The sequence below is a fragment of the Parageobacillus sp. NEAU-HV-2 genome (assembly GCF_059115485.1).
The window spans coordinates 502,769-526,473 of sequence record NZ_JBXUJJ010000001.1; the positions used below are offsets into that span (position 1 = coordinate 502,769).

Below are 23,705 nucleotides of genomic sequence, written 5' to 3' on the forward strand. Positions count from 1 at the left end.
TGATCCCGCTCTGCTCTTTTGCTCAAGGTGAACAGGTAACATATTGGATGTAAATCCGCTGAAGGGCGTGATTACGGTTGATGCGTTAAATGAGGAAGGATTATATGAACTCAAAGCAGGGACGGTCGTTGTCCAATCGGCTTGTTTTCCGAGGCTGGAATAAAATTTGGAAGAAGTATTTCGATAAATTGAAGTTCATAAAAAGTGCCCTCCCGCACTTTATAGCAGGAGAGCACTTGTGTTACTATTGCTTTTTCATTCGAATCACCAAATCCTCATCCGGCGTAACGTAAATCGTCTGCTGGTTTTCGTAAATAACAAAGCCTGGCTTGGCGCCGCTCGGTTTTTTCACATAGCGGATGCGCGTGTAGTCGACGGGAACGGAGCTCGATTGGCGAGCTTTGCTGAAGTAGGCGGCGAGGTTGGCAGCTTCGATGATCGTTTGCTCGGATGGATTTTTGCTGCGAATGACGACGTGCGAGCCAGGGATGTCTTTCGTGTGCAGCCAAATCTCGTCTTTATGCGCTAGTTTTGTCGTTAAATAATCGTTTTGCTTGTTGTTTTTTCCAACGAGAATTTCCGTGCCGTCGCTTGCGACATAGCGATCCAGCTCAATCTTGCGCTGTTTTTGCTTTTTCGTTTGTTTGGTGGCGCGCGCCCGTAAATATCCTTGTTCGATTAATTCCTCGCGGATTTCCTCGACATCTTTTGACGCGGCGGTTTCGAGCTGTTGGAGAAGCGTATCGAAATAGGCGATTTCTTCGTTCGTGCGCTCGATTTGTTCTTGGACGATGTTTAGCGAGTTTTTTGCTTTTTGGTATTTTTGAAAATAGCTTTGTGCGTTTTCCGATGGCGATTTTTGCGGATCAAGCGGAATCGTCACCGTCGCGCCGTTTTCGTCGTAATAGTTGATCACTTCGATTTCTTTCATCCCCCGCTCGATGGCGTACAGGTTAGCGGTCAACAGTTCCCCGTAAAGCCGATATTGTTCCGCTTGTTTTGCTTCCTCTAATGTTTGCTTAAGTTTGACTAGCTTTTTCTCGTTTTTCGCTTTTTCGTTGGCAATAAACCGTTCAAGGTCGTGTGCCTGCTGCTTCACGCGGTCGCGTTCAGCCTTGCCAAAGTAGAAACGGTCCAATAGTTCGCTTGGCGTGGCAAACGCTTTTGCTTCGGCCTGCAAGTGGGTAAGCGGAAGCACGTAAAACCATTCTTTTTCGCCATTCGTGTACATCGCCGGCGCAAAGCGATGCGCGCGCACTTCATCCATTAACGCGATAAAGCTTTTTGGCAGTGTCGCCCGATTCGCAAGCCCTGCGCGAAATACCGCTTCTTTCGCAAACAGCGGCGAGATCCCGGAAAATGTAGTGACGAGCTGTTCCGCTAGTTTGCCGGCATGAAAATCGATTTTTTTCACGATCGTTTCTTCGGTCGCTTCAAGCGGATTGATTTTTCCATGCGACGGCGGCGCGATATATTCGTGGCCGGGAAGCACGGTACGATAGCGGTTGACGGCAGGAGAGAGATGTTTAATGCTGTCGATAATCGTGTTTGTTTCTTTGTCAACCAAGATGATGTTGCTGTGCCGCCCCATGATTTCCACCATTAATTGTTTTGTATGAATATCGCCAATTTCGTTTCGTCCTTTTGTTTCGATGATGATAATCCGGTCAAAATCCACTTGGCGGATCGCTTCAATGATGCTTCCTTCCAAATGTTTGCGCAACAGCATGCAAAACATCGGCGGTTCAGCCGGATTGTCATACGTTTCATTTGTCAAATGAACGCGCGCATAGCTCGGATGCGCCGACAGCAGCAATTTATAATTTCGCCCGTACGCGCGGATTTGCAGGACCAATTCATTGGCAGACGGCTGATGGATTTTCGTGATGCGTCCTCCCGCGAGCGTTTGCTGTAATTCTGTTACGACCGCATAGGTAAACACTCCGTCGAATGACATAAAAAACACCTTTCTGTTTGTTTTGTTGCTTCATCAATAACATATCATATCATTTTTTCGGACATGTCTGAATAAGCTTTCATAGAAAAGCAAAGAGGGAGGAGAAACGAACATGCAGTGGCATACGCTCGCGACGAATGAGGTGGCGAAGGAAACAAACACCAATCTCACGACAGGCTTAACGGCGGAAGAAGCGAAAAAGCGTCTGAAGCGGTTCGGATATAACGAATTAAAAGAAGCAAAAAAACAGTCGGCGCTTTTGGTGTTTTTGAATCAGTTTAAAGATTTTATGGTGCTTGTGTTGCTGGTCGCTACCGTTATTTCGGGGCTCTTAGGCGAATATGTCGATGCGGTTGCCATCATTGTCATTGTCATCATGAATGGGATTTTAGGATTTTTCCAAGAACGGCGCGCCGAAAAATCGCTCGAAGCACTCAAGCAATTATCGGCGCCGCAGGCCACAGTGTTGCGTGACGGGGAATGGGTGAAAATTCCGTCGCAGGAACTGGTAGTCGGCGATATTATCAAGTTTGCAAGCGGAGACCGAATCGGTGCCGATGTCCGCTTAATCGAGGCGAAAGGATTGGAAATTGAAGAATCGGCGCTAACGGGTGAGTCGGTGCCGACGGCAAAATCAGCCACACCGCTTATGAATGAAAATGCGGCGATCGGTGATTTGCACAATATGGCGTTTATGGGCACGCTGGTGACAAGGGGAAGCGGCGTTGGCATTGTGATTGCGACGGGAATGAAAACGGCGATGGGGCAAATTGCGAACCTTCTTCAAGATACGGAAACAGTGATGACCCCGCTGCAGCGCCGGCTTGAGCAGCTAGGGAAAATTTTAATTGTCGTTGCCCTCTTGCTTACCGTTCTCGTTGTTGTAGTCGGCGTCATTCAAGGACACGGTTTGTATGAAATGTTTTTAGCCGGTGTTTCGCTAGCGGTCGCGGCGATCCCGGAAGGACTGCCGGCGATTGTCACGATTGCGCTCGCGCTTGGCGTGCAGCGGATGATCAAGAAAAACGCGATCGTTCGCAAGCTTCCGGCGGTGGAAACGTTAGGATGCGCCTCGGTGATTTGCTCGGATAAGACGGGAACGATGACGGAAAATATGATGACCGTTACGCATGTATGGGCAAACGGCAAAACGTGGACGATAAGCGGCGCCGGCTTGGAGACATCGGGGCAGTTTTATGAAAACGGGCGCCCAATCGACATCAAGAAAGAGAAGGTCTTGCAACAGCTGCTGATGTTTGGAATGCTTTGCAATGGCTCACAGCTGAAAGAAAAAGGGGGACGGCGCTACATCGACGGCGACCCGACCGAAGGCGCTTTGCTTGTCGCCGCGATGAAAGCCGGATTGGCGAAGGAACGCATCGAAAACGAATTTATCGTGGAGCAAGAATTTCCGTTTGATTCCGAGCGGAAAATGATGACGGTTATCGTGAGGGATCAAAGCGGACGCCGATTTATTATTACCAAGGGGGCGCCGGATGTATTACTGCATATTTCTACCCAACTATATTGGAACGGCCGCGAGCAAACGATGACAATGGCATGGAGAAAAACGATACAAGACGTGATTCAAATGATGGCGAGCCAGGCGCTCCGCACGATTGCGGTCGCTTATCGCCCGCTGCACGCGCACGAACGCATAACATCGGAAAAGGAAGCGGAAAAAAATCTTGTGTTTCTTGGCATTCAAGGAATGATCGACCCACCGCGGCCAGAAGTAAAAAAAGCGGTGCAGCAATGCAAGGAAGCGGGCATTAAAACGGTGATGATTACCGGCGATCACGTATTGACAGCAAAAGCGATCGCCAAGCAGCTTGGGGTGCTGCCGCCGAATGGAAGAGTGATGGACGGCCCAACGCTCGCACGCCTCTCGGTGGATGAACTTGAGGAAGTCGTCGATGATATTTACGTATTTGCCCGCGTTTCGCCGGAGCATAAATTAAAAATTGTGAAAGCACTCCAACGCAGAGGACATATTGTCGCCATGACGGGCGATGGTGTAAACGACGCACCGGCGATTAAAGCGGCCGACATCGGCGTGGCGATGGGGCGGTCAGGAACGGATGTGGCGAAAGAAGCGGCTTCGCTTGTGTTGCTAGATGATAACTTTGCGACGATACAAGCGGCGATTCAAGAAGGAAGAAATATTTACGAAAACATTCGCAAATTTATCCGCTATTTGCTCGCATCCAACGTCGGGGAAATTTTAGTGATGCTGTTTGCCATGCTGATGGCGCTGCCGCTTCCGCTTGTGCCGATTCAAATTTTATGGGTAAACCTTGTGACTGATGGCTTGCCGGCGATGGCGCTTGGGCTTGACCGCGCGGAGGAAAATGTGATGAAACGCCCGCCGCGCCATCCGAAAGAAGGTGTGTTTGCCCGCGGACTTGGCTGGAAAATTGTCAGCCGCGGCTTTATCATCGGGATGGTGACGCTGGCGGCATTTATAACGGCGTATGAACGAAGCGGAAACGACCTTGTTTATGCGCAGACGGTGGCGTTTGCGACGTTAGTGATGGCGCAGCTCATTCATGTGTTTGACTGCCGCTGCGAGCGTTCCATTTTTGACCGCAATCCGTTCGAAAATATATATCTTGTCGGTGCCGTTATTATATCGGTGTTGTTGTTGCTTGTCGTCATTTACTACCAGCCGCTGCAAGGAATTTTCCATACGATGCCGATCGCTCTGTTTGATTGGCTGCTCATCATTGGTTTAGCAGCACTTCCAACATTTTTGTTTTCCGGCTCGTTTTTGGCGAGAAAATAAAAAAGAGATATGGTATAATATCCAAGGTGGTAGAGGATCACTCTATGACCTTTTCTTTTTGGCATTTCACATAAATGGATGTGATGACATGGTTTATAGCATGACAGGTTTTGGACGCAGCATGAAAAAAAATGAACAGCTTGCCATTACAGTGGAAATGAAGTCGGTAAACCACCGTTTTTGTGAAATTTCCATCCGCATCCCTAGACAATGGATGGCTTTTGAGGATAAAATAAAAAAAGTCATTTTGCCGTACGTCAGACGAGGAAAAGTAGAAGTTTTTGTCAATATCGAAGGCGATGGTTTAGTCAAGCGGAAATTACATATTGATTGGGAATTAATGAAGGATTATTATCATAGCTTGCAAAGGGCGAATGAAGAGTTTGCTCTGCACGACCGTGTGACGCTTGCCCACTTATTTCAGCTCGAAGGCGTGACGGAAATTATGGAAGAAGAGAGCGTCAATGAAGACATGGAGCAGCTTTTGCTTGCCGCAGTGAAAGAGGCTGCTGAGCAACTTGCGCTCATGCGTAAGCAGGAAGGTGAGGCGCTCCTTATTGATATCAAGGAGCGGCTTTCTCAAATTGAAAAAGGGGTCCAGGCGATTGAGAAATGGGCGCCCGATGTGGTTGAACATTATCGCGAGCGGCTATTGAAACGGATCCATGAGCTTGTTCCACTTCCTGCCGATGAGTCCCGCATTTTAACAGAGGTGGCGATTTTTGCAGAAAAAGCGGATATTAATGAGGAGCTGAAGCGGATTCGCAGCCACCTTCAGCAAGTTGCCGCGACGTTGCAAACAGACGAACCAATCGGTCGGAAGCTTGACTTTTTAGTACAAGAGTTAAACCGTGAAGTAAATACGATCGGCGCAAAGGCGAATGACAGCCGCATCGCCGCGCAAGTCGTAGAGATGAAAAGCGCGCTTGAAAGAATAAAAGAGCAAGTGCAAAATATCGAGTAGCCGTTTAGAATGGTTTCATTGCGGCAACAATAGCATTTATGGAAGGTGGACGTTTCGTGGGGATTAAATTTATTAATATCGGTTATGGAAATATGGTATCCGCCGCTCGGATTATTACGATCGTCAGCCCCGATTCGGCACCGATTAAACGTATTATTCAAGATGCAAGAGAAAGCGGAAAGCTGGTCGATGCCACTCATGGAAGGAGAACGCGTGCTGTCATTATTATGGACAGCGATCATGTCATACTATCTTCGGTGCAGCCGGAAACGGTAGCCAATCGTTTATATGGAAGCGACGATTTATCGGAGGAAGGGTAGGGTTTTATACATTTATGAGCGAAAGAGGATTGTTGATTGTCTTATCAGGACCGTCTGGTGTCGGCAAAGGAACGGTGCGAAAAGCGCTGTTTTCCCAGCCGGATATTAATTTGCATTATTCCATCTCTGTCACGACGCGGAAACCGCGCGAAGGGGAAGTCGACGGCGTCGACTATTTCTTTAAAACGCGTGAAGAGTTTGAGCAAATGATTCGCGAAAACAAGCTGCTTGAGTGGGCGGAGTACGTCGGCAATTATTACGGAACGCCGATTGATTACGTGGAAAAAACGCTTGCAGAAGGAAAAGATGTATTTCTGGAAATTGAAGTGCAAGGCGCGATGCAAGTGCGCAAGGTGTTTCCGGAAGGTTTGTTTATTTTTCTCGCACCGCCGAGCTTAAGCGAACTGGAAAAGCGGATTATTTCGCGCGGCACCGAGTCGGAAGAGCTTGTCCGCAACCGCTTAGAGGCGGCAAAAGAAGAGCTTGAGATGATGGATGCGTATGACTATGTCGTCGAAAACGATAAAGTCGAACTCGCCTGCGAGCGAATTAAGGCGATTGTGATCGCCGAGCATTGCCGGCGGGAGCGCGTGGCCAAACGCTACAAAAAAATGTTGGGGGTGGAATGAAAGATGTTATATCCTTCCATCGACTTATTAATGCAAAAAGTGGATTCAAAATATAAACTGGTGACCGTTGTCGCGAAACGGGCTCGCCAGCTTCAAGACAAAGCCGAATTAACGATTAAAAATCCGGTGTCGAAAAAATTTGTTGGGCAAGCGTTGGAGGAAATTGCGGCCGATCATATCGAATTAGTAGAAGAAGAAAAATAACAACCTAGCTGTTAGGTTGTTATTTTTTTACAAAAGCATAATCGAGGTGTTTCATACATGGTACATGGAAAAAACATTTTATTATGTGTAACCGGTGGGATTGCCGCTTACAAAGCGGCCGCGTTGACGAGCCAATTAACCCAGCGCGGCGCCAATGTAAAAGTGATGATGAGCGAAGGCGCCTGCCAGTTTATCACTCCGCTCACATTTCAGGCGCTATCACGCAACGAAGTTTATGTTGATACATTTGCGGAAAAAAATCCGGCGGTGATTGCCCATATTGATTTAGCTGATTGGGCTGATCTTGTCCTCGTTGCCCCGGCGACGGCCAACACGATTGGAAAATTGGCCAACGGTATTGCCGACAACATGATTACGACAACGCTTTTAGCGACAAAGGCGCCGGTATGGATCGCGCCGGCCATGAATGTCCACATGTACGAACATCCGGCGGTGCAAGCGAATATCGAAACGCTATACCGTTTCGGCTATCGCTTCATTGAACCGTCAGAAGGATATTTAGCGTGCGGATATGTTGGAAAAGGGAGGCTCGAGGAACCGGAAAAAATCATTGAAAATATCGAGAACTACTTTTCCTCTGCCAATCCGTTTTTAAAAGGAAAAAAAGTGCTTGTGACAGCCGGCCCGACAAGAGAAAAGCTCGATCCTGTCCGCTTTTTTTCCAATCGTTCGACGGGAAAAATGGGCTATGCGGTTGCGGAAGCAGCGGCGCGGTTTGGCGCGGAAGTGACGCTTATTTCCGGACCGACGGAATTGGAGGCTCCGGCGAATGTCAAAACCGTTCGCGTCGAATCAGCGCAAGAGATGTATGAAGCGGTGATGGAACGCTTTCCGCAGGCGGATATCGTTATCAAATCGGCGGCGGTGGCTGACTATCGGCCGAAGCACGTGTTTGATAAAAAAATAAAAAAACAGCCGGGCGACTATGTGATTGAAATGGAAAGAACGATCGACATTTTGAAAACGCTCGGTGAACAAAAAACGTCGCAAATTTTAGTCGGCTTTGCCGCGGAAACGGATCATGTCGAGGAATATGCCCGGCAAAAATTAGAAAGCAAGCGGCTCGATATGGTCGTGGCCAATAACGTTTCAGAAGAAGGAGCGGGGTTTGCCAGCGACACCAATATTGTCACCATTTTTAAACGCGACGGCTCCGTTCGTTCCTTGCCGCTGATGTCCAAAAAACAAGTGGCAGAAGAGATTTTAAAAGAAATTCATCAATATATCGAGGCGATTCGATGAAAATAGCGTCTGTTATCGTTGATGTTCCTTCGAGACAAACAGATCGTCCGTTTGATTATATGATCCCGGAACAATGGGAAGATATTCTCAAGCCGGGCATGCGCGTCACCGTTCCGTTCGGTCCACGGCGCTTACAAGGGTTTGTGGTGGAGGTTAAATCGCACTCGGAAGTAGAGAGGCTGAAGCCGATTGAGGCCGTTTTGGATGTGACGCCGGTATTAAACGAAGAGCTGCTTAAGCTCGGAAAATATTTAACAGAAACGACGCTTTGCTTTGCCATTTCCGCTTATCAGGCGATGCTGCCGGCAGCGATGAAGGCGAAATACGAGAAGGAAATCCACCTCGTTCGGGAAGAATACAGGCCGTTTTTGCCGCCAGAAATACAGGCGCTGTTTGCCGGCCGTTCCGCCGTCACATGGAAGGAAGTCGAGCAGGTTAAATTATGGCGGACGGTGCAAAAAGCGGTTCAGCAAGGATATTTGGAAGTGGTGTACCAAGTCAAAGAGAAAGCGGGAAAAAAAGTAGTCAAACATATTCAATTAGCCGTGCCGCCGCACCAAATAAGACAAGCCATTGAGGCGATGCCTGCAAGGGCGGCGAAACAAAAGCAAGTGTTAACGTTCCTTCTTTCTAAAAACGAGGCGGTTCCGATGCAAGAGCTGATCGAACAGACATCCGCTTCGTATGCTTCGGTGAAATCGTTAGTCGAAAAGGGGCTCGTTGTCGAAAAAGAAATCGAAGTATACCGCGACCCGTATGAACATCGCACCTTTGCGAAAACGAAGCCGCTGCCGCTTACCGCCGAGCAAGAAAAGGCGCTTTCTGCGATCGCAAAATGCGTGCGCGCCAACGAGCATAGCGTATTTTTGCTGTATGGCGTGACGGGGAGCGGGAAAACGGAAGTATATATGCAGGCGATGGAAGAAGTATTGCGCCAAGGAAAAGAAGCGATCGTTCTCGTTCCGGAAATTTCGCTGACACCGCAAATGGTCGAACGGTTTAAAGGCCGTTTTGGCTCGCAAGTTGCGGTGCTTCACAGCGGGCTGTCTGTCGGCGAAAAATATGATGAGTGGCGGAAAATTCATCGCAAAGAGGTGCAGCTCGTCGTCGGCGCCCGCTCAGCGATTTTTGCTCCGTTTGAAAACTTGGGCATGATTATTATTGATGAAGAACATGAAGCGAGTTACAAACAGGAAGAAAATCCGCGCTATCATGCCCGCGATGTCGCGATTTACCGCGCCCGCCTGCACGGCTGTCCGGTCGTGCTCGGCAGCGCTACTCCTTCGCTTGAAACGTTTGCGCGCGCTAAAAAAGGGGTATACGAACTATTGACGTTGCCGAAACGAATCAGCAACAACGGAATGCCGGACGTTCATATCGTCGACATGCGCGAAGAGTTGCGGAGCGGCAATCGCTCCATGTTTTCGCGAATGTTGTTCGAAAAGCTAAAGGAACGCCTCCATAAAGGGGAGCAGTCTGTTTTATTTTTAAACCGGCGCGGCTATTCGACGTTTGTCATGTGCCGAGACTGCGGCCATGTCATTCGCTGTCCGCATTGTGACATTTCGCTGACATACCATCGTGCTGGACAGCGGCTGAAATGCCATTATTGCGGGCATGAAGAGCCGCTTATGTACCGCTGCCCATCATGCGGCAGCGAGCATATCCGTTTTTTCGGAACGGGAACACAAAAAGTGGAAGAAGAATTAACGAAATTGCTTCCCGAGGCGCGTGTCATTCGCATGGATGTCGATACGACAAGCCGAAAAGGTGCCCATGAACAGTTGCTTTCGAAATTCGGCGAAGGAAAAGCCGATATTTTGCTCGGCACGCAAATGATCGCCAAAGGGCTTGACTTTCCAAACGTGACGCTTGTCGGCGTACTGGCGGCGGATACGATGCTCCATCTTCCCGATTTCCGCGCTTCGGAAAAAACGTTCCAGCTTCTGACGCAAGTAAGCGGACGTGCCGGACGCCATGAACTTCCCGGGGAAGTGGTGATTCAATCGTATACGCCAGAGCATTATAGCATTGCCCTTGCTGCCAACCACGATTATGACACTTTTTATCAGCGGGAAATGATGCTCCGCAAGATGTACGGTTATCCGCCGTTTTACTATTTGACGCTAATCACCGTATCGCATCAGGAAATTACGAAAGCCGCGGCGGTTACGGAAAAAATTGCCGCATACTTGCGGGCGCAGCTGTCGAAGGAAGCGATTATTCTCGGTCCCGTCGCCTCCCCGATTGCCCGCCTTCATGATAGATATCGCTACCAATGCATGATAAAATACAAGCGAGAGGCGAACATGACGAGCGTGTTAAAAACGATCATTGATCGTTATCAGCATGATGTTGCGCAAGGCGATTTATCGATCACGATCGATACAAATCCATATATGATGATGTAAATGGAGGAAATATCATTGGCTATTTTACCGATTGTGACATATCCAGCGGACATTTTAGAAAAAGAGTGCGAGCCGGTAAAACGGTTTGATCGCCAGCTTATTAAGCTGTTGAATGATATGTATGATACGATGATAGATGCCGACGGGGTCGGCTTAGCCGCCCCGCAAGTCGGCATTGCCAAGCAAATCGCCGTCGTCGATGTCGGCGATGAACATGGCTGCATTGAACTCGTTAATCCGGTTATTCTCGAAGCGCGCGGCGAACAAATCGGTCCGGAAGGCTGCTTAAGTTTTCCGGGGCTGTTTGGCGAAGTGAAACGGGCCGATTATGTCAAAGTCCGTGCCCAAGACCGCCGCGGCCGGCCGTTTATGCTTGAAGCGACAGGATTTTTGGCGCGTGCGCTCCAGCACGAGATCGATCATTTGCATGGAATATTATTTACCTCGAAAGTAATCCGTTATTATGATCCCGAAGAAATAGAAGGGTAGATGATCAAGGATGACAAGAATGGTATTTATGGGAACCCCGGACTTTGCCGTCCCGATATTAAGACAACTCATTGACAATGGATACGATGTCGTCGGTGTCGTCACCCAGCCTGACAAACCGAAAGGAAGAAAGCAGGAGCTGACGCCGCCGCCGGTGAAAGTGGAAGCACAAAAGCATGGAATCCCGGTATTGCAGCCGACAAAAATCCGCGAAAAAGAACAATATGAACAAGTGCTAGCGTTAAAACCAGATTTAATTGTGACGGCAGCATTTGGACAAATTTTGCCAAAAGCGTTGCTTGAGGCGCCGAAATACGGCTGCATTAATGTCCATGCCTCCTTGCTTCCGGAATTGCGCGGAGGCGCGCCGATTCATTATGCGATTTTGCAGGGGAAAACAAAAACAGGCGTCACGATTATGTATATGGTAGAGAAACTCGATGCCGGCGATATTTTAACCCAAGTAGAAGTACCGATTACGGAAACCGATACGGTCGGCACCTTGCATGATAAATTAAGCGTCGCCGGGGCAAAACTGTTATCAGAGACAATTCCGCAGCTGCTTGCCGGAAAGCTGACTCCGGTCAAGCAGGACGAGGAAAAAGCGACGTTTGCCTACAATATTAAACGCGAACAAGAAAAAATCGATTGGGCAAAATCGGGGGAAGAGATTTATAACCATATCCGCGGCTTAAACCCATGGCCGGTCGCTTATACGACGCAAGAGGGAAAGGTATGGAAAATTTGGTGGGGGGAAAAACTTCCTGCACCGAAAAAAGCAGAGCCAGGGACGATCATCGATATTACCGATGACGGAATCGTTGTGGCGACCGGCAATGAAACAGCAATAAAAATTACAGAGCTGCAGCCGGCCGGCAAAAAGCGGATGGAGGCAGCGCAGTTTTTGCGCGGCGCCGGCAATCATCTCACCATCGGAATGAAGCTAGGAGAGGAACATGAAAGCGAAAAACGTGCGTGAAATTGCGTTAGAAACGCTGTTAGCAATCGAAGAAAAAGAAGCGTACAGCAACTTGCAACTAAATAAAGTCATTGAGGAACATCATCTTTCTGCAAGAGATGTCGGGCTGCTGACAGAAATCGTATATGGGACGGTGCAGCGGCGCGACACGCTCGATTATTATTTGACTCCTTTTTTGGCAAAAGCGCGCAAGCTCGAACGGTGGGTCCGCATCCTGCTCCGCTTGACCCTTTATCAAGTATTATATTTAGACCGCGTTCCCGACCGCGCCGCGATTTTTGAAGCGGTGGAAATCGCGAAAAAACGTGGGCATAAAGGAACGGCTTCGCTTGTAAACGGAGTGATGCGTTCGATCCAGCGCCAAGGTGTGCCGCCGCTCGAGAACATTGAAGATGAAGTCAAGCGGCTGGCTGTTGCGACAAGCCATCCGTACTGGCTTGTCAAGCGCTGGGTCGGGCAATACGGTTTTGCTGAAGCAAAACGGATGTGTGAAACAAACCTGCTTCCGCCAAAGCAAACGGCAAGAGTGAATACGACGCGGATCACGGTGGAGGAAGCGATGGAGCGGCTCCGCCAGGAAGGAATGGAAGTCGCGCGCGGCGAAGTCGCCGTGGAGGCGATTCGTTCAGAAAGAGGAAATCTTGCCCACACCGCCGCGTTTCGCAAAGGACTCATCACGATTCAAGATGAAAGCTCGATGCTAGTGGCAAGAGCGCTAGGTCCGAAAGAACAGGAGCGCGTGCTTGACAGCTGTGCGGCTCCGGGCGGAAAATCGACCCATATCGCCGAATTAATGGATAACACGGGTCAAGTTATATCGGTAGACATTCACGACCATAAGGTGAAGCTGATCGAAGAACAGGCAAAGCGCCTGCAGCTGACCAACATTTCTACCTGTGTGCTCGACAGCAGGCGCTTAGGCGAGCGGTTTGAAAAAGAATCGTTTGATAAAATTTTAGTCGACGCGCCGTGTTCCGGATTTGGCGTCATCCGCCGCAAACCGGATATTAAATATGCAAAAACGGAAGAAGATATTCCTTCCCTCGCTAGGCTGCAACAAGAAATTTTGCGGGCAGCGGCGCCACTATTAAAAAGAGGCGGAACGCTTGTATACAGCACTTGCACGATTGACCGAGCGGAAAATGAGGAAGTCATCGCCCAATTTTTAAAGGATCACCCGGAATTTGCGCCCGATGAAACGATGCCGGAGCGGCTGCCGGAAAAAGTGCAGCCATACGTCCGCAACGGGCAGTTGCATCTCCTCCCTCACTATTTTGGCTCGGACGGATTTTTTATCGCATCATTACGAAAGAAGGTGTAGCTCCATTGGAAACAACAAAGACGACCGTACGAAAACAAAAGGAAACACCGCCGCATTTGCCATCGGTTTATTCGTTGACGTTAGAGGAGCTGAAAAATTGGCTCATCGAGCGCGGCGAAAAACCGTTTCGCGCGACGCAAATATATGAATGGCTCTACCAAAAACGGGTAACCGATTTCTCGGAAATGACGAACTTGCCAAAAGCGCTACGCGAACAATTAAGCGAGCATTTTGCTATCACGACGTTAAATACGATTGTGAAACAGACATCGAAAGACGGCACGATCAAGTTTTTGTTTGAACTGCACGACGGGTATTCGATCGAGACGGTGCTCATGCGCCATCATTACGGAAATTCGATTTGTGTGACGACACAAGTCGGCTGTCGCATCGGCTGCACGTTTTGCGCTTCAACGCTTGGCGGATTGAAGCGTCATTTAGAAGCGGGAGAAATTGTGGCGCAAGTCGTCCAAGTGCAAAAAGCGCTCGATGAGTACGGCGAGCGGGTAAGCAGCATCGTCGTGATGGGAATCGGCGAGCCATTTGACAACTACGATGAACTGATCAAGTTTTTAAAAATCGTTAATCATTCCAAAGGATTGAATATTGGCGCCCGCCATATAACCGTATCGACGAGCGGAATTATCCCGAAAATTTATCAATTTGCCGAGGAAGGAATGCAAGTCAATTTTGCCATTTCATTGCACGCCCCGACGACTGAGCTGCGCACGAAGCTCATGCCGATCAACAAGGCGTACCCGCTGCCGAAGCTGATGGAGGCGGTCCGCTATTACATTGAAAAAACGGGGCGCCGCGTTACGTTTGAATACGGACTGTTTGGCGGGGTCAATGACCAAATCGAACACGCCGAGCAGCTCGCGGAGCTGCTTAAAGGATTAAAGTGCCACGTCAACCTGATTCCGGTCAATTACGTACCAGAGCGGAATTATGTGCGCACGCCGCGCGATCAAATTTTTGCCTTTGAACGGGCGCTAAAAAAACATGGAATTAATGTGACCATTCGCCGCGAACAAGGACATGATATCGATGCAGCATGCGGGCAGCTTCGCGCGAAGGAGAGAAAAGAAGAGACGAGGTGAAAGAATGAGAGCCGTTTTTCAAACCGATATCGGTAAAATTCGCGCTCACAATGAAGACAGCGGCGGTGTTTTTCAAAATAAAGATGGTCATTATTTAGCGGTTGTCGCCGATGGAATGGGGGGGCATCTCGCTGGAGACGTTGCAAGCGAAATGACGATTTCGTATTTAAAACAGCAATGGGAGCAGTCCGAACATATTTCATCGCCCGCAGTCGCCGAACAATGGCTGAAAGATCATGTGGCAGCGGTCAACCGCATTTTGTTTGAACATTCCTTGCAGCATGAAGAATGTCAAGGAATGGGAACAACAATTGTCAGCGCGATCTGTACGGATCAGTTTGCCACCGTCGGCCATATTGGCGACAGCCGCTGCTATCTTTTCAATAAAAACGGGTTTCAACAAATAACAGAAGACCATTCACTGGTTAATGAATTGGTAAAAAAGGGACAAATTTCCAAGGAGGATGCGGAGCATCATCCGCGGAAAAATGTGTTGTTGCGCGCGCTTGGCACGGAAAGAGAAGTGAAGCTGGATATGAAAACGGTCAGCATCGATGAGCATGATATGCTGCTGTTATGTTCGGACGGTTTATCGAACAAAGTTTCCGAGGAAATGATGCTGCATATTTTGAATTCGGACGACCCGCTCGAGCATAAAGCACAGGCGCTAATTGATTTAGCTAATGAACGGGGAGGAGAAGATAATATTACGCTGGTAATTATCGATTTTTCATTGGAATGTGAAAGTAGGTGATCCGCGTGCTCATCGGCAAACGATTAAACGATCGCTATAAAATCATTAGCTTAATCGGCGGAGGCGGCATGGCCAACGTCTATTTGGCCAGAGATATGATATTGGAGCGGGATGTCGCTGTAAAAGTATTGCGTTTTGATTTTGCCAATGATGAACAGTTTATTAAGCGGTTCCGCCGCGAAGCGCAAGCGGCAACGAGCTTGAATCATGAAAACATTGTTTCCATTTATGATGTCGGTGAAGACGAGGATGTTTATTACATTGTTATGGAGTATGTGCGCGGATGCACATTAAAGCAGTATATTCATCAGCACGCCCCTTTGCCAGTTCCAAAAGCGCTTCATATTATGGAGCAATTGACTTCTGCGATTGCCCATGCTCATGAAAATGGCGTCATTCATCGCGATATTAAACCGCAAAATATTTTGATTGATGAAAACGGCGATGTGAAAGTGACCGACTTCGGTATTGCCGTGGCTCTTAGTTCGACAACCATTACGCAAACGAATTCCGTGCTTGGCTCCGTTCATTATTTGTCGCCGGAGCAAGCGCGCGGCGGAGTGACAACGGAAAAATCGGACATTTATTCTCTTGGCATTGTCATGTTTGAGCTCGTCACCGGCCGGCTTCCATTCTCCGGAGAGTCCGCCGTGTCGATTGTGCTTAAGCATTTGCAGGCGGAAACTCCCTCGCCTAAAACCTGGAATCCTAGTATTCCGCAAAGCGTCGAGAATATTATTTTAAAAGCGACGGCGAAAGATCCGTTTTATCGCTACCGTTCAGCGCGGGAAATGAATGAAGATATCCGCACCGCTTTAGATCCGGAACGGGTGAATGAGGAGAAATTCACCATTCCTGCCGATGATGAGGAAGCGACGAAAGCGATCCCAATTATAAAAGACACCCCTGTTAGTGCCGGGCTTGAGCAGGAAACGATCGTATACGAAGAAAAACCAAAAGCGGAAAAGCCAAAAACAAAACGGAAGTGGCTTGTCTGGCTTACGGCCGCCTTTTTATTTCTCGCGGCGGCTGGAGTGAGTGCGGTTACGTGGATTCCGGACTTGATTTTCCCGAAAGAAGTGACGATGCCAAACGTTGTTAACAAAGATTACGATGAGGCAATCGAGCAGTTGTCGTCGCTAGGGTTAGAGATTAAAGATACGATTGATGTCGAGGATGATAAAATAGAAGAGGGAAAGGTCGTACGTACGAAACCGGAAGCGGGCATGACTGTCAAACAAGGCTCAGGGGTGATTATTTATAAAAGCGCCGGCAAAAAGAAAATCGAATTTGGCAACTTTATCGGCGAAAATATCGACACGGCCGAGGAGCAGCTGCGCAACGAAGGTTTTACGAACATTAAGCGCAATGAACGTTATAGTGATAAACCATCTGGCACGATTATCGATCAATTTCCGTATGCTGGGGACAAAGTAGTGGCTGATGAAACGGAAGTCATTTTTACTGTCAGTATCGGTCCGGAACAAATTGTGTTAAAAGATTTGACGGGATATACGGAAAAGAGCGTGCGTGACTACGCGAACGATCAACAATTGCAGGTGGAGATAAAATACGAATATTCCGACGAGGTGCCGCAAGGGCTCGTGATTTCACAAACGCCAGCAGCGAATGAAAAAGTCGAGAAAGGGGATACGATTACGGTCGTGATTTCCCGCGGCAAAGAGCCGCTCCCGACAAAAACAGTGATCAAAGAGATTGTTATTCCATATGATCCCGCAGAAGCGGGACAGGTGGTGGAAGCACAGTTGTATATTCAAGATGCGAAACATAATATGACAACGCCGTATAAAACGTACCGTTTAACGAAGCAGGTTACAGAAACGGTGGAATTTGAAATTCCGTATAAGGAAACGGCATACTATCGAGTCATTGTCAACAATGTCGTCAAAGACGAAGGAACGATTCCATATCCAGACGATCGCGCAAAGGAGTGAGGCTATGGCAGAAGGAAAGATTATTAAGGCATTAAGCGGATTTTATTACGTATTGTCAGAAGGAAATGTGTTTCAATGCCGGGGCAGAGGAGTGTTTCGCAAACAGAAAATCACTCCTCTTGTCGGCGATCATGTTGTCTTTCAGGCGACGAGCGAGAACGAAGGATATATTTTGGAAATACACGAGCGGAAAAACTCGCTCGTCCGTCCGCCGATCGCCAATGTCGAGCAGGCGATTTTAGTGTTTTCCGCCGTGGAACCGGATTTTAGCCCGAAACTCCTCGATCGCTTTCTCGTCCTTGTCGAATCAGAGCAAATTGCCCCGATTATCGTCGTAAATAAAATGGATTTAGTGGATGACAAAGCAAAGCCGCTGATCGAACAATATATCCGTGACTATCAGCGCATAGGCTATGACGTTATTGAAACCTCTACCGTCACCAAGGAAGGAATAGAGCGGCTGCTTTCCTATTTGGAAGGAAGGATTTCCGTGGTTGCCGGACAATCCGGCGTCGGCAAATCGTCGCTGCTAAATGCGCTTCGTCCTGATTTGCAATTAAAAACAAACGATATTTCCACACATTTAGGGCGCGGTAAACATACGACCCGCCATGTCGAACTGCTGGAAATTGGCGGCGGCCTCGTCGCCGATACGCCTGGCTTTAGCGCGCTCGAACTCGATGACATCGAAATCGAGGAACTGCCGCTTTATTTTCCAGAGTTTCGCGAGCGCAGCGATGGCTGCAAATTTCGCGGCTGCCTGCATGTCGCCGAGCCGAAATGCGCCGTAAGAGAGGCGGTGGAAGCGGGGCAAATCCCTTCTTACCGGTATGAGAACTATCTGAGTTTTATCGAAGAAATGAAAGAACGAAAGCCGAGGTATGAACGATGATCAAAATTGCACCATCCATTTTATCTGCGAATTTTGCTTCTTTAGGGGAGGAAATCCGCGATGTCGAACAAGGAGGGGCCGATTATATTCATGTTGATGTGATGGACGGCCATTTTGTTCCGAATATCACGATCGGCCCGCTCATTGTCGAGGCGATACGCCCGGTTACGAATTTGCCGCTTGACGTTCATTTAATGATCGAGCAGCCGGACCGCTACATCCCTGCTTTTGCCAAAGCAGGTGCCGACTACTTATCCGTTCATGTAGAAGCGTGCCCGCATTTGCATCGCACGATCCATCTCATTAAAGAGCATGGAGTCAAAGCGGGGGTTGTGTTAAATCCGCACACGCCGGTGGAAATGATTCAACATATTATTGAAGATGTGGATTTAGTGTTATTGATGACCGTCAATCCCGGATTTGGCGGGCAGAAGTTTATTCCGTCCGTATTGCCGAAAATTCGCCAAGTAGCGCAGTATGTCAAAGAGCGGAATTTATCGGTGGAGATTGAGGTAGACGGCGGGATTAACGCGGAAACGGCGAGCCTGTGCGTAGAAGCGGGGGCAAACGTGCTTGTGGCAGGATCGGCCATTTATAATGAACAAGACCGCGCCGCGGCGATTCGCGCGCTTCGCGGACCTCATAAAGCGGAAGGGTAAATGCCTTCTGCTTTTCTTTCCGTTGAAGGAGGGAGGGGGAGAAACATATGTGGATTCACATTGTCGGCGGTGGACCAAGTGAACAGCTTCCTTCTTTGCCCGAATATGACGGCAAGCAGGTGCGGTGGCTGGGGGTGGACCGGGGGACAAAGACGCTGCTTGAGGCAGGCATCCGTCCCGTCAAAGCGTTTGGCGACTTTGACTCATTGACCGAGGAAGAAATTGTATCGCTGCAAAAAACATTAAACGATATGGACATATGGCCGGCGGAAAAAGATAAAACCGATATGGAAATTGCCCTTGACTGGGCGGTCGAGCAAGGAGCGGATAAAATCCGGATTTTCGGAGCGACCGGCGGCAGGCTTGATCATTTATTTGGCAATGTGCAATTGCTGATCAAATATGCCGATCGAGACATTGAAATCATTGACCGACAAAACGTGCTGACCGTCCATCTTCCCGGCGCGTACACCGTTTCTTATGACGAACGGTATCGCTACGTTTCTTACATTCCGATTTCCCGTGATATTAAAGGGCTGACGCTAAAAGGATTTAAATATCCGCTAACAAATTGTCATATTTTTCGTGGTTCAACATTATGTATTAGTAATGAACTTATCCAATCTTCCGGTACTTTTTCCTTTTCTGAAGGCATATTAATGATGATAAGAAGCAGTGATTTTCACCGCTGCTTGTAGGTACGATTTGCGGTTTGCAGAATATACTTAATAAAGAGATGAGGGAAAGTTCGTTACGACGGCTGTGAGGAGGGAATCGGAATGAAATTTTATACGATTAAACTGCCAAAATTTCTCGGCGGGATTGTACGCGCCATGTTAAACACCTTTAAAAAAGGATAAGAAAAAAGCACCATTCTTTGGTGCTTTTTTGTTTTAAGGAATTTATTACACGCGTTGTACTTTTCCTGATTTTAATGCGCGCGCAGAAACCCAAACACGTTTCGGTTTTCCGTCGACTAAAATACGAACTTTTTGCAAGTTAGCTTTCCATGTGCGTTTATTTGCATTCATCGCGTGAGAACGCGAATTGCCGAAAGATTTTTTCTTTCCCGTTACAAAGCATTTTGCCATCCTTTTTCCCTCCTTACTCGTCCTGCTTTCCATTGTGCGTCTAAAAACACTATTATAATTTATCATACAAACGGTTAGATTGCAATAGATGCCTTTTTCTCTTTCAAGAAAATATCCTTGACATATAATATTATTTTCGGCTAAATAATACTAGTGGGTGATGGGGGAACTTTTAAAACGGAAAGCGTTATAGTACAATGTTGGTAGCTATGCGAACTATTGCAAAGGGGGAACGAGCATGTCCATCGAATTGCAAACGAAATATGGACGAATTGAAATATCCAATGATGTTATTGCGATGATTGCTGGCGGCGCTGCGGTCGATTGCTATGGCATTGTTGGAATGGCGTCGAAAAACCAAATTAGAGATGGAATTTCGGAAATTTTGCGGAGAGAAAACTTTTCCAAGGGTGTAATCGTCCGCGAGGAAAACGGCGAAGTACATATCGATATGTACATTATTGTCAGCTATGGCACGAAAATTTCAGAGGTAGCTCATAATGTGCAAACAAAAGTAAAATATACGCTTGATCAAACGTTGGGCCTTTCTGTCCAATCGATCAATATTTACGTTCAAGGGGTTCGGGTGACGAATCCGTAGTAAGGAGGAGTTAGTTGGTGACAATTAGGACACTTGATGGAAGACGTTTTGCCGAAATGGTTTTTCAAGGGGCGGCGCATTTATCGAATAATGCAAAGGCCGTCGACGCGCTGAACGTCTTTCCAGTTCCAGACGGTGACACGGGCACAAATATGAACTTGTCGATGACTTCCGGTGCGAAGGAAGTAAAAAATAACCTTTCCGACCATATAGGCAAAGTCGCAGGCGCGCTGGCGAAAGGATTGCTGATGGGCGCACGTGGAAACTCGGGCGTCATTTTATCGCAATTGTTCCGCGGATTCGCCAAAGCGGTGGAAGCGAAAAAGGAAATTAACAGCGTCGAATTCGCTGCGGCGCTTGAAGCAGGTGTCAATACCGCTTATAAGGCGGTGATGAAGCCGGTTGAAGGAACGATTTTGACCGTGGCGAAAGATGCAGCAAGACGGGCGGCCGAAGTGGCGAAAAAAGAACGGGATATCGCTGTTGTCATGGAGGAAGTCGTGAAGGAAGCGAAAGCATCATTGCGGCGCACGCCGGAGTTGCTGCCGGTATTAAAAGAGGTAGGCGTTGTGGACAGCGGCGGTCAAGGCCTTGTTTACGTGTATGAAGGGTTTTTAAGCGAACTAAAAGGAGAAAACGTGGTCGAACGGAAATCGGCAGAAGTTTCGATGGAAGAATTGGTGAAAGCGGAACATCATAAAAGCGCGCAAAGCCATATTCATACCGATGAAATTGAGTTTGGCTACTGCACGGAATTTATGGTGCGGCTCGAGCCGGAAAAATTGCAGAAACATCCGTTCTCGGAAGATGTGTTTCGTCAAGATTTAAGCCGATTCGGCGATTCATTGCTCGTCATAGCAGATGACGAGCTCGTTAAAGTTCACATTCATTCCGAGCAGCCTGGCGAAGTATTGACATACGGACAGCAATACGGCAGCTTAATCAACATTAAAATTGAAAATATGCGCCAGCAGCACGCCAACATTATAAACGAAGACCGCCAGACCGCTTCCGGTGCAGAAAAGCCAAAACGGACGGAAAAATACGGAATCGTGACCATCGCAATGGGATCCGGCGTTGCCGAGTTGTTTAAAAGCATCGGCGCTCACGCCGTCATTGAAGGCGGGCAAACGATGAACCCGAGCACGGAGGAGATCGTAAAGGCCATTGAAAGCATCAACGCGGAAGTCGTATTTGTGCTGCCAAATAATAAAAACATTATTATGACAGCAGAGCAAGCGGCGACGGTCGTCAGCCAAAAAGTGGTCGTCATTCCGTCGAAAACCGTTCCGCAAGGCATGGCGGCACTGCTAGCGTTTAATCCGACGCTTTCCGAAGAGCAAAATGAAAAAGCGATGACTGCTGCTTTAGCGCGCGTGAAAACAGGGCAAGTAACGTTTGCCGTGCGCGATACGACTATCGACGGAGTAGAAATTGAAAAAGACGATTACATGGGGTTGGCGGACAATAAAATTATTATCGCAGAAAAAGACAAGCTTTCCGTAACGAAGCAATTGCTTGATGCGTTAATCGATGAAGAAAGTGAAATCGTTACGATGATCTACGGGGAAGAGGCGACGGAAGAGGAAGTGGAAGCGATCGTTTCCTATATTGAGGAAACGTATCCGGACGTTGAAGTGGAAGTGCATGACGGAAAACAGCCGCTATATCCGTTTATCTTTTCTGTTGAATAATATGTTAGAATAGTAGAAGGGAGTTTCCCTTCTATTTTATTGTGAAGTGAAGGAGCAGAGAAACATGAAATATAAAAGCGTTTTCGATATTATTGGACCGGTTATGATCGGACCGTCGAGCTCCCATACAGCGGGAGCGGCGCGCATCGGGCGGGTGGCGCGCAGTTTATTTGGCAGAAAGCCAAAGTGGGCGCAAATTTCGTTTTATGGCTCGTTTGCGCAAACGTATAAAGGACATGGGACGGATGTCGCCATTGTCGGCGGCCTCCTTGATTTCGATACATTTGATGAACGAATTCCGCGTTCGCTTGAAATTGCGAAAGAAGAAGGAATGGAAGTCGTTTTTCACGAAGAAGATGCGATTCCGAATCACCCAAACACCGCACGGGTGCGGATTGGGGATGAACGGGGAGAGCTAGAGCTTGTCGGAATTTCGATCGGCGGCGGGAAAATTGAAATTACCGAACTCAATGGATTCGAACTGAAATTGTCGGGCCATCATCCAGCACTTTTGATTATGCATAATGACCGGTACGGAACGATCGCCGCGGTAGCTAACGTGCTGGCAAAATATGCGATTAATATCGGACATATGGAAGTGTCGCGGAAAGAAAAAGGAAAAGAGGCGCTGATGACGATCGAGGTTGACCAACCGCTGGACGATCATGTGATCAGCGAGCTCGAAACATTGCCGCATATTATTCAAGTAACAAAGCTTGTCGACTAACGAAAGCGTTTGCAAAAAAGGAGGACGTCGAATGTTTCGCAACGTTGCAGAACTAGTGGAATTGGCGGAAAGCCAAAACATTAAAATTGCCGAAGTAATGATTCGCCAAGAAATCGAGGTGACGGGGAGAAGCCGTGAGGACATTTTCGCACAAATGGATAAAAATTTACAGGTAATGGAGCAGGCGGTGGAAAAAGGATTAGCCGGCGTCGTTTCGCGGTCAGGGCTGACCGGCGGGAGTTCAGTATTATTGCAGCAATATATTAGCCAAGGAAACTTTTTATCAGGAGAAACGATTTTAGATGCCGTCAGCAAAGCGATGGCCACGAACGAAGTGAACGCGGCGATGGGTGTGATTTGCGCGACGCCGACGGCGGGGTCGGCCGGAGTCGTTCCTGGCACGCTTTTTGCCGTAAAAGAGAAATTAAAACCGACGCGTGAGGAAATGATCGAATTTTTGTTTACCGCTGGCGCGTTCGGCTATGTAGTGGCCAATAACGCTTCGATTTCCGGCGCTGCCGGAGGCTGTCAGGCGGAAGTCGGCTCCGCTGCCGGAATGGCGGCGGCCGCGCTCGTTGAACTGGCCGGCGGAACGCCAAGCCAGGCGGCAGAAGCGATGGCGATTGCCTTAAAAAATATGTTAGGATTAGTATGTGACCCTGTTGCTGGTTTGGTGGAAGTGCCATGTGTGAAGCGAAACGCCATGGGGGCGGCAAATGCGATGGTGGCGGCGGATATGGCGCTTGCCGGCATTAAAAGCCGCATTCCGTGCGACGAGGTGATTGAAGCGATGTACCGCATCGGCGAAACGATGCCGACCGCATTAAAGGAAACTGCACAAGGGGGGTTAGCAGCAACGCCGACGGGCCGCGTCTTAGCGGCGAAAATTTTCGGCGTTTCCGCGAAATAA

General features: G+C 48.3%; 23 protein-coding genes. 21 read left to right on the forward strand and 2 right to left on the reverse strand.

The features are described 5' to 3' along the window. Positions 1–244: 244 nt before the first annotated feature. Positions 245–1,957, reverse strand: a complete 1,713-nt coding sequence (locus AC1WMD_RS02755) for an Rqc2 family fibronectin-binding protein (RefSeq protein ID WP_043904060.1) — start codon at positions 1,955–1,957, stop codon at positions 245–247. A 112-nt stretch (positions 1,958–2,069) separates the two neighbouring features. On the opposite strand from AC1WMD_RS02755, the gene AC1WMD_RS02760 reads away from it, so the two are divergent. The 17 genes from AC1WMD_RS02760 to spoVM all read left to right on the forward strand — a co-directional run bounded on the left by AC1WMD_RS02760 (position 2,070) and on the right by spoVM (position 19,542). After that, positions 2,070–4,742: a cation-translocating P-type ATPase gene (locus AC1WMD_RS02760; protein WP_043904061.1), complete on the forward strand. Its 2,673-nt coding sequence runs from the start codon at positions 2,070–2,072 to the stop codon at positions 4,740–4,742. 88 nt (positions 4,743–4,830) lie between these two features. Beyond that, a complete protein-coding gene (locus AC1WMD_RS02765; RefSeq protein WP_043904062.1) occupies positions 4,831–5,706 on the forward strand; it encodes a YicC/YloC family endoribonuclease in 876 nt (291 codons plus the stop codon). A gap of 56 nt (positions 5,707–5,762) precedes the next feature. After that, complete coding sequence (gene remA / locus AC1WMD_RS02770) at positions 5,763–6,026, forward strand: extracellular matrix/biofilm regulator RemA (protein WP_015863391.1); 264 nt, start codon at positions 5,763–5,765, stop codon at positions 6,024–6,026. Positions 6,027–6,040: 14 nt separating this feature from the next. Then, positions 6,041–6,655: a guanylate kinase gene (gmk, locus tag AC1WMD_RS02775; protein WP_043904063.1), complete on the forward strand. Its 615-nt coding sequence runs from the start codon at positions 6,041–6,043 to the stop codon at positions 6,653–6,655. Between the two features lie 3 nt (positions 6,656–6,658). Then, positions 6,659–6,859: a DNA-directed RNA polymerase subunit omega gene (gene rpoZ, locus AC1WMD_RS02780; protein WP_043904064.1), complete on the forward strand. Its 201-nt coding sequence runs from the start codon at positions 6,659–6,661 to the stop codon at positions 6,857–6,859. 57 nt (positions 6,860–6,916) lie between these two features. Beyond that, positions 6,917–8,122, forward strand: coding sequence for a bifunctional phosphopantothenoylcysteine decarboxylase/phosphopantothenate--cysteine ligase CoaBC (gene coaBC / locus AC1WMD_RS02785; RefSeq protein WP_043904065.1), 1,206 nt, complete (start codon positions 6,917–6,919; stop codon positions 8,120–8,122). Then, the gene (gene priA / locus AC1WMD_RS02790; RefSeq protein WP_494255899.1) at positions 8,119–10,533 is read left to right on the forward strand and encodes a primosomal protein N'; all 2,415 of its coding nucleotides are present in this window, start codon (positions 8,119–8,121) and stop codon (positions 10,531–10,533) included. Before coaBC ends, priA begins: the two co-directional genes overlap by 4 nt. A 15-nt stretch (positions 10,534–10,548) precedes the next feature. Continuing rightward, entirely contained in the window at positions 10,549–11,022 is a 474-nt protein-coding gene (gene def, locus AC1WMD_RS02795; protein ID WP_494255900.1) for a peptide deformylase, read from the forward strand. A gap of 10 nt (positions 11,023–11,032) precedes the next feature. Further along, on the forward strand, positions 11,033–12,001 hold the full coding sequence (gene fmt, locus AC1WMD_RS02800; protein ID WP_494255901.1) for a methionyl-tRNA formyltransferase: 969 nt from the start codon (positions 11,033–11,035) through the stop codon (positions 11,999–12,001). Continuing rightward, positions 11,979–13,322, forward strand: a complete 1,344-nt coding sequence (gene rsmB, locus AC1WMD_RS02805) for a 16S rRNA (cytosine(967)-C(5))-methyltransferase RsmB (RefSeq protein WP_043904069.1) — start codon at positions 11,979–11,981, stop codon at positions 13,320–13,322. The genes fmt and rsmB overlap by 23 nt, the downstream gene beginning before the upstream one ends. 5 nt (positions 13,323–13,327) lie before the next feature. Beyond that, positions 13,328–14,422 (forward strand): dual-specificity RNA methyltransferase RlmN, encoded by a 1,095-nt coding sequence (gene rlmN / locus AC1WMD_RS02810; RefSeq protein WP_043904070.1) that lies wholly within the window; start codon positions 13,328–13,330, stop codon positions 14,420–14,422. 4 nt (positions 14,423–14,426) lie between these two features. Then, positions 14,427–15,176 carry a Stp1/IreP family PP2C-type Ser/Thr phosphatase gene (locus AC1WMD_RS02815; protein WP_043904071.1) on the forward strand — a complete coding sequence of 250 codons (750 nt, stop codon included), beginning with the start codon at positions 14,427–14,429 and terminating at the stop codon, positions 15,174–15,176. Positions 15,177–15,181: 5 nt separating this feature from the next. Beyond that, positions 15,182–17,131, forward strand: a complete 1,950-nt coding sequence (pknB, locus tag AC1WMD_RS02820; protein ID WP_043904072.1) for a Stk1 family PASTA domain-containing Ser/Thr kinase — start codon at positions 15,182–15,184, stop codon at positions 17,129–17,131. 4 nt (positions 17,132–17,135) lie between these two features. Next, positions 17,136–18,023 (forward strand): ribosome small subunit-dependent GTPase A, encoded by an 888-nt coding sequence (gene rsgA, locus AC1WMD_RS02825; RefSeq protein WP_494255902.1) that lies wholly within the window; start codon positions 17,136–17,138, stop codon positions 18,021–18,023. Further along, complete coding sequence (rpe, locus tag AC1WMD_RS02830; RefSeq protein WP_494255903.1) at positions 18,020–18,682, forward strand: ribulose-phosphate 3-epimerase; 663 nt, start codon at positions 18,020–18,022, stop codon at positions 18,680–18,682. Before rsgA ends, rpe begins: the two co-directional genes overlap by 4 nt. Positions 18,683–18,729: 47 nt before the next feature. Beyond that, a complete protein-coding gene (locus tag AC1WMD_RS02835) occupies positions 18,730–19,380 on the forward strand; it encodes a thiamine diphosphokinase (protein WP_043904075.1) in 651 nt (216 codons plus the stop codon). Positions 19,381–19,461: 81 nt separating this feature from the next. Next, positions 19,462–19,542 (forward strand): stage V sporulation protein SpoVM, encoded by an 81-nt coding sequence (spoVM, locus tag AC1WMD_RS02840; RefSeq protein ID WP_043904076.1) that lies wholly within the window; start codon positions 19,462–19,464, stop codon positions 19,540–19,542. A 45-nt stretch (positions 19,543–19,587) separates the two neighbouring features. On the opposite strand, the gene rpmB is transcribed toward spoVM, so the two are convergent. Continuing rightward, positions 19,588–19,773: a 50S ribosomal protein L28 gene (gene rpmB, locus AC1WMD_RS02845; RefSeq protein ID WP_043904077.1), complete on the reverse strand. Its 186-nt coding sequence runs from the start codon at positions 19,771–19,773 to the stop codon at positions 19,588–19,590. Between the two features lie 238 nt (positions 19,774–20,011). Here rpmB and AC1WMD_RS02850 point away from each other — a divergent pair, with 238 nt between their 5' ends. The 4 genes from AC1WMD_RS02850 to sdaAA all read left to right on the forward strand — a co-directional run bounded on the left by AC1WMD_RS02850 (position 20,012) and on the right by sdaAA (position 23,705). Then, positions 20,012–20,374: an Asp23/Gls24 family envelope stress response protein gene (locus AC1WMD_RS02850; protein ID WP_017437126.1), complete on the forward strand. Its 363-nt coding sequence runs from the start codon at positions 20,012–20,014 to the stop codon at positions 20,372–20,374. A 17-nt stretch (positions 20,375–20,391) separates the two neighbouring features. After that, positions 20,392–22,068 carry a fatty acid kinase ATP-binding subunit FakA gene (gene fakA / locus AC1WMD_RS02855; RefSeq protein ID WP_494255904.1) on the forward strand — a complete coding sequence of 559 codons (1,677 nt, stop codon included), beginning with the start codon at positions 20,392–20,394 and terminating at the stop codon, positions 22,066–22,068. A 64-nt stretch (positions 22,069–22,132) separates the two neighbouring features. Beyond that, positions 22,133–22,795, forward strand: a complete 663-nt coding sequence (gene sdaAB, locus AC1WMD_RS02860) for an L-serine ammonia-lyase, iron-sulfur-dependent subunit beta (RefSeq protein WP_494255905.1) — start codon at positions 22,133–22,135, stop codon at positions 22,793–22,795. A 31-nt stretch (positions 22,796–22,826) separates the two neighbouring features. Then, on the forward strand, positions 22,827–23,705 hold the full coding sequence (sdaAA, locus tag AC1WMD_RS02865; protein ID WP_043904080.1) for an L-serine ammonia-lyase, iron-sulfur-dependent, subunit alpha: 879 nt from the start codon (positions 22,827–22,829) through the stop codon (positions 23,703–23,705).

Bases quoted from the DNA above. Each gene is read 5' to 3' on its own strand.
- AC1WMD_RS02755 (WP_043904060.1), bottom strand. From the start codon at position 1,957: ATGTCATTCGACGGAGTGTTTACCTATGCGGTCGTAACAGAATTACAG.
- AC1WMD_RS02760 (WP_043904061.1), top strand. From the start codon at position 2,070: ATGCAGTGGCATACGCTCGCGACGAATGAGGTGGCGAAGGAAACAAAC.
- AC1WMD_RS02765 (WP_043904062.1), top strand. From the start codon at position 4,831: ATGGTTTATAGCATGACAGGTTTTGGACGCAGCATGAAAAAAAATGAA.
- gmk (WP_043904063.1), top strand. From the start codon at position 6,041: ATGAGCGAAAGAGGATTGTTGATTGTCTTATCAGGACCGTCTGGTGTC.
- rpoZ (WP_043904064.1), top strand. From the start codon at position 6,659: ATGTTATATCCTTCCATCGACTTATTAATGCAAAAAGTGGATTCAAAA.
- coaBC (WP_043904065.1), top strand. From the start codon at position 6,917: ATGGTACATGGAAAAAACATTTTATTATGTGTAACCGGTGGGATTGCC.
- priA (WP_494255899.1), top strand. From the start codon at position 8,119: ATGAAAATAGCGTCTGTTATCGTTGATGTTCCTTCGAGACAAACAGAT.
- fmt (WP_494255901.1), top strand. From the start codon at position 11,033: ATGACAAGAATGGTATTTATGGGAACCCCGGACTTTGCCGTCCCGATA.
- rsmB (WP_043904069.1), top strand. From the start codon at position 11,979: ATGAAAGCGAAAAACGTGCGTGAAATTGCGTTAGAAACGCTGTTAGCA.
- AC1WMD_RS02815 (WP_043904071.1), top strand. From the start codon at position 14,427: ATGAGAGCCGTTTTTCAAACCGATATCGGTAAAATTCGCGCTCACAAT.
- rsgA (WP_494255902.1), top strand. From the start codon at position 17,136: ATGGCAGAAGGAAAGATTATTAAGGCATTAAGCGGATTTTATTACGTA.
- rpe (WP_494255903.1), top strand. From the start codon at position 18,020: ATGATCAAAATTGCACCATCCATTTTATCTGCGAATTTTGCTTCTTTA.
- AC1WMD_RS02835 (WP_043904075.1), top strand. From the start codon at position 18,730: ATGTGGATTCACATTGTCGGCGGTGGACCAAGTGAACAGCTTCCTTCT.
- spoVM (WP_043904076.1), top strand. From the start codon at position 19,462: ATGAAATTTTATACGATTAAACTGCCAAAATTTCTCGGCGGGATTGTA.
- rpmB (WP_043904077.1), bottom strand. From the start codon at position 19,773: ATGGCAAAATGCTTTGTAACGGGAAAGAAAAAATCTTTCGGCAATTCG.
- AC1WMD_RS02850 (WP_017437126.1), top strand. From the start codon at position 20,012: ATGTCCATCGAATTGCAAACGAAATATGGACGAATTGAAATATCCAAT.
- sdaAB (WP_494255905.1), top strand. From the start codon at position 22,133: ATGAAATATAAAAGCGTTTTCGATATTATTGGACCGGTTATGATCGGA.
- sdaAA (WP_043904080.1), top strand. From the start codon at position 22,827: ATGTTTCGCAACGTTGCAGAACTAGTGGAATTGGCGGAAAGCCAAAAC.